The 5,174-nt window shown below is 67.8% G+C and carries 5 protein-coding genes; 1 reads left to right on the top strand and 4 read right to left on the bottom strand.

The features are described from left to right. Nucleotides 1–26: 26 nt before the first annotated feature. A complete protein-coding gene (locus tag ACYPYD_RS16585) occupies nt 27–389 on the bottom strand; it encodes a putative quinol monooxygenase (RefSeq protein ID WP_459664262.1) in 363 nt (120 codons plus the stop codon). Nucleotides 390–523: 134 nt separating this feature from the next. On the opposite strand from ACYPYD_RS16585, the gene ACYPYD_RS16580 reads away from it, so the two are divergent. Beyond that, entirely contained in the window at nt 524–1,282 is a 759-nt protein-coding gene (locus ACYPYD_RS16580; protein ID WP_459664260.1) for a glucose 1-dehydrogenase, read from the top strand. 43 nt (nt 1,283–1,325) lie between these two features. On the opposite strand, the gene ACYPYD_RS16575 is transcribed toward ACYPYD_RS16580, so the two are convergent. The 3 genes from ACYPYD_RS16575 to ACYPYD_RS16565 form a co-directional block, all read right to left on the bottom strand. Next, nucleotides 1,326–2,546, bottom strand: a complete 1,221-nt coding sequence (locus ACYPYD_RS16575) for a glycosyltransferase (RefSeq protein WP_069707525.1) — start codon at nt 2,544–2,546, stop codon at nt 1,326–1,328. A gap of 23 nt (nt 2,547–2,569) precedes the next feature. Then, the gene (locus ACYPYD_RS16570; protein WP_459664258.1) at nt 2,570–3,142 is read right to left on the bottom strand and encodes a helix-turn-helix domain-containing protein; all 573 of its coding nucleotides are present in this window, start codon (nt 3,140–3,142) and stop codon (nt 2,570–2,572) included. A gap of 154 nt (nt 3,143–3,296) precedes the next feature. Beyond that, nucleotides 3,297–5,081, bottom strand: coding sequence for an ABC-F family ATP-binding cassette domain-containing protein (locus ACYPYD_RS16565; RefSeq protein WP_459664256.1), 1,785 nt, complete (start codon nt 5,079–5,081; stop codon nt 3,297–3,299). Between the last annotated feature and the right edge of the window lie 93 nt (nt 5,082–5,174).

The raw sequence follows: 5,174 nt of genomic DNA, 5'->3' as shown, positions 1-5,174 counted from the left end.
CCGGCCCGACGCAGATTTGCCCGGTGTCAGCCTTCCAGCGTTACCCCGAAAATCTCCTTCCGCGGCCAGCCGTCATCCGCATAGACCGCCTCCGGTACGCCCGCGCCGTAAAGCTGCACGCCGAACCCGGTGATCTCCCACTGCTCCAGATGCGCGCGCATGTCGGCGTAAGGCGGGTCGGCGAAGTGCTGGAGCAGGTCCTTCTCGCTCTCCCATTCCTCGTAGACCTGGATCACGCCGGGATCGATCGGATCGACCGCCCAGGTATAGGCGAGGCAACCCTTCTCCTCGCGCGCGGCGAGGATGTGGTCGCGGCCCGTGGTGATGATCTCGGCGCAGGTGCTCTCGTCGCCCGCGTAGCGCAGCCAGCCGGCCACGATGATGCGCATGGAATTGTCCTCTCTTCGTTGTCCTGCGGAGGCTAGGGGGGGGGGGCGGCAACGCGCCGCTCTCACTTTGCACAGGTGGTTCGGGGCGGTGCGGCAGGCCAAGTCCCTTGGCAGAGAAAAACGGAGAGAGCGGCATGACGGGACGAATCGAAGGCAAAGTGGCGCTGGTCACGGGCGCCGCCTCGGGGCTGGGCGAGGCGATCGTGCGCCGCTACGTGGCCGAGGGCGCTGCGGTGCTGGTCGCCGATATCGACGCGGCTGCGGGCGAGCGGCTGGCCGCCGACCTCGGCGCGGCGGCGCATTTCGTCCCCCTCGACGTGACGCAGGAAGACCAGTGGATCACCGCCTTCGCACGGGCGGAGGAACTGCACGGCCGCCTCGATGTGCTGGTGAACTGCGCCGGGATCACCACCGTCGGTTCGGTGGAGGCGCTGACTCTGGACGCTTTCCGCCATGAACTCGACGTGGATCTTGCCGGGCCGTTCCTTGGCTGCAAGCATGTCGTTCCGCTGATGAAGCGCACCGGCGGTTCGGTCATCAACATCGCCTCGATGGCGAGCATCCGTGCTCGGGACTATCTGGCCGCCTATAACGCCGCGAAGGCGGGCGTCACTCACATGACCAAGTCGATCGCGCTGCACTACGCGCACGAGAAGTACGGCATCCGCTGCAATTCGGTGCATCCCGGCGTGATCCACACGCCGATCCTCGACAAAGTGCTGGCGCAATCCGACCAGCCCGAAAAGCTCTACGCCGAATGGGTCGCGGGCCACCCGATCGGCCGTCTCGGCAAGCCGGAGGAAGTGGCGGCGCTGTGCCTCTACCTCGCCAGCGACGAGAGCGCCTTCGCCACCGGCGCGGAGTTCGTGCTGGACGGCGGCTCGTCGCTCTGAAATCCGTCATTGCTTCGCTGCGCTCGCAATGACGAAGCAAAAGTCAGGCGGTTTCCTCAAGCTCCGGGGCGGGTTCGTCCTGCCCCAGCACGCCCTTCCAGAAGTGCACGATGTTCTCGGCATTGACGCCCCACGAGAAGCGGCTGACGTGTTCGGCTACTTGCGCCTGTGTCGGCGGATCGGCGAGGATGTCCTCCACCGCTGCCGCGATGGCGTCGGGGGTGCGTTCGACGATGCGTCCGGCGCTGGCGTCGCTGACAATCTCGCGCGCGCCGCCGATGTCGGGAATGACGATCGGGGTGCCGCAGGCGAGGCCCTCCACCCACACGTTCGCCAGTCCCTCGCTGGCGGAGGGCAGTACCAGCACGTCCGCCGCGCACAGGACGTGCGGCAGCAGTTCGTGATCGACGAGGCCGAGGAACTGCACGCGCTCGGCCACGCCGAGGCGCTGGGCGAGGGCTTTCAGCCGTGCCTCGTCCTCGCCGCTACCGGCCAGCGCAAGGCGGGCTTCGGGCAGGCGGCACAGCGCCTCGATCACCAGCGCCTGACCCTTGCGCGGGATCAGCGCACCGGGCGTCACCAGCAGCGGACCTTCGGACCAGATGCCGAGATTCGGCATCGCCGAGACGAGGGCGCGAGCGGCGCCGCGCTCGATCGGATGGAACTTCTCGCGGTCGAGGCCGGTGTAGTGGATGTCGATCCGGTCGGCGGGCATGCCGAGCTGGATCATGTCCTCGCGCAGCGCCTGACTGACCGCGAGCAGCCCGGCGGACTGGTGCGCCGCCTCCAGCATCTGCTTCAGGGCATGCGGGCGCTGGCCCCAGAAATGGATGTCCGCCCCGCGCGACTTGATTGTCAGCGGAATGCCCAGTTCACGCGCGACGATCGCCGCGGCCGGGCCGTCCGGGAAGAAGAACTGCGCATCGACGAGGTCGAAGGGCTTCTCCTTGTGCAATTTGCGCACCAGCGGCAGCACGGCGCGGGCGATGCGCCCCGGATTGGTGTCGCCGCCGACTTTCGGGAACGTGGTGAACTTGGGGTAGTGGACCTTGAGGCCCACCGCGTCGCTCACCTCCGGAATGTCCTTCAGCCGCGCGTAGGGCTCGCGCGTGGAGAGTGGCCAGGGCGGGATGCCGATGGGGCTCACCATCGTCAGTTCCACCTGACCGCTGGCGACGACCGCGCGCATCTGGTTGCCGACGAAAACGCCGAACGAGGGCTTCACCGGGTTGGGAAACAGCGTGGCGATGGACAGGACGTGCATGGATTTCCCGTGGCGGCCGAGGGTCAGAGCTTGCGGACCAGCATTTCGGCAACCGCGAGCCAGGCGGGTTGTTCCACCGCGACCGGGCTTTTGCCAGCGGCGGGCGGCAGGAGGGTGACGGTCTGTGCACTACCCTCGGTAAGCCGACCGAACGCGAAGCGTCCGCCCGGCATGGGCGCGAGGACGTCGCGGTTGAGCAGGTCGGTGGCCTCTTCCGGACGGTGCTGGCGCAGCCACAGCTGGTCGCCCTCGCGGTATTCGCCGACGGCGGCGTCCAGTGAAACCACGACCCATGGCGCATCGGCGGAGAGATCGTTGGGCAGCACGGCATCGACCGGCTTCTTCAGCGCCTCGGCGCCCTTGGTGCCGAGCGTGGCGACGAGGCGGGCGGGCTCGGCGCCTTCGGAGCGTAGAAGCGTTTCCGGCTCCACCTGCAGCGCGGCGGCGATGCGGTTCATCCATACCAGCGACAGGTTGCGCATGCCGGTTTCGAGGCGGCCGATGGTCTGCGCGGTGGTCGGCGGATCGCAGGCCAGCGCCACGTCGGCCAGCGTCATGTTCTTCTGGCGGCGGATGTCGCGGATACGGTTTATCATGCGGAGCCTCTGTAACCGATTTGGTTTGAGAGGGCTATCGACCGATTGGCGGGGTTTGGCAAGGGGGCGTTGCGCACGGTATGCCCACCCCGCTGCGACTAGGCGATAAATCGCCAAGTCTCGCTCCCCTCCCGCGAGCGGGAGGGGTTGGGTTTCAGCTCTCGACCTGCTCAGCCAGTTCCAGCCAGCGCTCCTCGGCGTTGTCCTTCTCGGTCCGCGCCTTGGCGATGGCGTCGGTCAGCGCGGCGAACTTCTTCGGGTCGCGCGTATAGAGCGCCGGGTCGGACAGTGCCGTCTCGTCGCGCGCGATCAGGCCCTCCAGTTCCTCGATCCGCTTGGGCAGCAGTTCGTAGTCGCGCTGGTCCTTGTACGAGAGCTTGGCCTTCTTCGCGGGCATCTGCGGCGCGGCAGCAGCGGTTTCTGCCTTGGCCTTCTTTGCCGCGCCCACGGTGCGCTCGCGGCGCTTGGCCTCCCAGTCGGCATAGCCGCCCGCGATCACGTCGATGTGGCCCGAGCCGTCGAGGCCCAGCGTGATGTTCACTGTGCGGTCGAGGAAGTCACGGTCGTGGCTGACGATCAGCACCGTGCCGTCGTAGTCCGAGATCACTTCCTGCAGCAGGTCGAGCGTTTCCAGATCGAGATCGTTGGTCGGCTCGTCGAGCACCAGCAGGCTGGAGGTGGTGGCGAATTCGCGCGCGAACAGCAGGCGCGAGCGCTCGCCGCCCGAAAGGGTGCCGACCTTGGCCTCGACCAGACCCGGATCGAACAGGAAGTCCTTGAGATAGCCCTGGATGTGCTTGCGCACCCCGCGCACGTCGATCCAGTCGCTGCCTTCGGCCAGCACGTCGCGGATACGCATTTCCGGCTCCATGCGGCTGCGCTGCTGGTCGATCACGGTGGGCTCCATGCTGGCGGCCTGCGTGATCGTACCGGAATCGGGCTGCATCTCGCCCATCAGCAGCTTGAGCAGCGTGGTCTTGCCCGAACCGTTGGCACCCACGATGCCGATGCGGTCGCCGCGCTGGATGCGCAGGGAGAAGTCCTTGATGACCGTGCGGTCTCCGAAGGCCTTGGTCACCTTGTCGGCGACGATCACCGACTTGGTCTTGCTGTCGTTGGCGACGACTTCCAGCTTGGCCGCGCCCTGCGGGCCGACCATCGCGGCGCGGGTGGCGCGCATTTCCCACAGCTTGGCCAGACGACCCTGGTTGCGCTTGCGGCGCGCGGTGACGCCGCGTTCCAGCCAGTGCGCCTCGATCTTGAGCTTGGCGTCGAGCTTCTGCGCGGCGCGCGCTTCCTCGGCGTAGACTTCCTCTTCCCACGCCTCGTAGCCGCCGAAGCCGATGTCCTTGCGGCGCAGGCCGCCGCGGTCGAGCCACAGCGTCGCGTTGGTCAGGCGGGTGAGGAAGGTGCGGTCGTGGCTGATGACCACGAAGGCGCCGTTGTAGCGCTGCAGCCACGATTCCAGCCAGTCGATCGCGGCGAGGTCGAGGTGGTTGGTCGGCTCGTCGAGCAGCAGCAGGTCGGGCTCCATCGCCAGCGCACGGCACAGCGCGGCGCGGCGGCGTTCACCGCCCGATGCGCTGGCGGCTTCGCGCGAGAGGTCGATGCCGAGCTGGTCGGCGATCGCCTCGACTTCGTGCCGGGCAGGCGCATCATCGCCGTGGATCGCGAAGTCGAGTAGGGTGTCGTAGCCGGTGAAGAACGGGTCCTGCTCCAGCGTGACGACGCGCGTGCCGGGCTGCACCGAGCGGGTGCCCTTGTCGGCATCGACGATGCCCGCCAGCAGCTTGAGCAGCGTGGTTTTGCCGGCGCCGTTGCGGCCGATCAGCGCCAGCCGGTCGCGCGGTCCCACGTTGATGTCGAGGCCCTGAAAGAGCCAGCCATTGCCCTGGACGAGGCCGAGGTTTTCCCAGCTGAGGATCGGTGCGAGTGCCATGGGCCGCGCCCTACAGGGGAGCGGCGGGGAAGGGAAGGGCCGCAAATCCTCCCTGTCGCGCAGCGATGGGGAGGGGGACCGCCGACGCAGTCG

The organism is Novosphingobium sp. 11B, assembly GCF_054589055.1.
Note: the sequence above shows the minus strand (reverse complement) of the source record. Positions and strands in the feature narration are given on the sequence as shown.

Excerpts from the sequence above, each read along its gene's own strand:
- ACYPYD_RS16585 (WP_459664262.1), bottom strand. The coding sequence starts at position 389 with ATGCGCATCATCGTGGCCGGCTGGCTGCGCTACGCGGGCGACGAGAGC.
- ACYPYD_RS16580 (WP_459664260.1), top strand. The coding sequence starts at position 524 with ATGACGGGACGAATCGAAGGCAAAGTGGCGCTGGTCACGGGCGCCGCC.
- ACYPYD_RS16575 (WP_069707525.1), bottom strand. The coding sequence starts at position 2,546 with ATGCACGTCCTGTCCATCGCCACGCTGTTTCCCAACCCGGTGAAGCCC.
- ACYPYD_RS16570 (WP_459664258.1), bottom strand. The coding sequence starts at position 3,142 with ATGATAAACCGTATCCGCGACATCCGCCGCCAGAAGAACATGACGCTG.
- ACYPYD_RS16565 (WP_459664256.1), bottom strand. The coding sequence starts at position 5,081 with ATGGCACTCGCACCGATCCTCAGCTGGGAAAACCTCGGCCTCGTCCAG.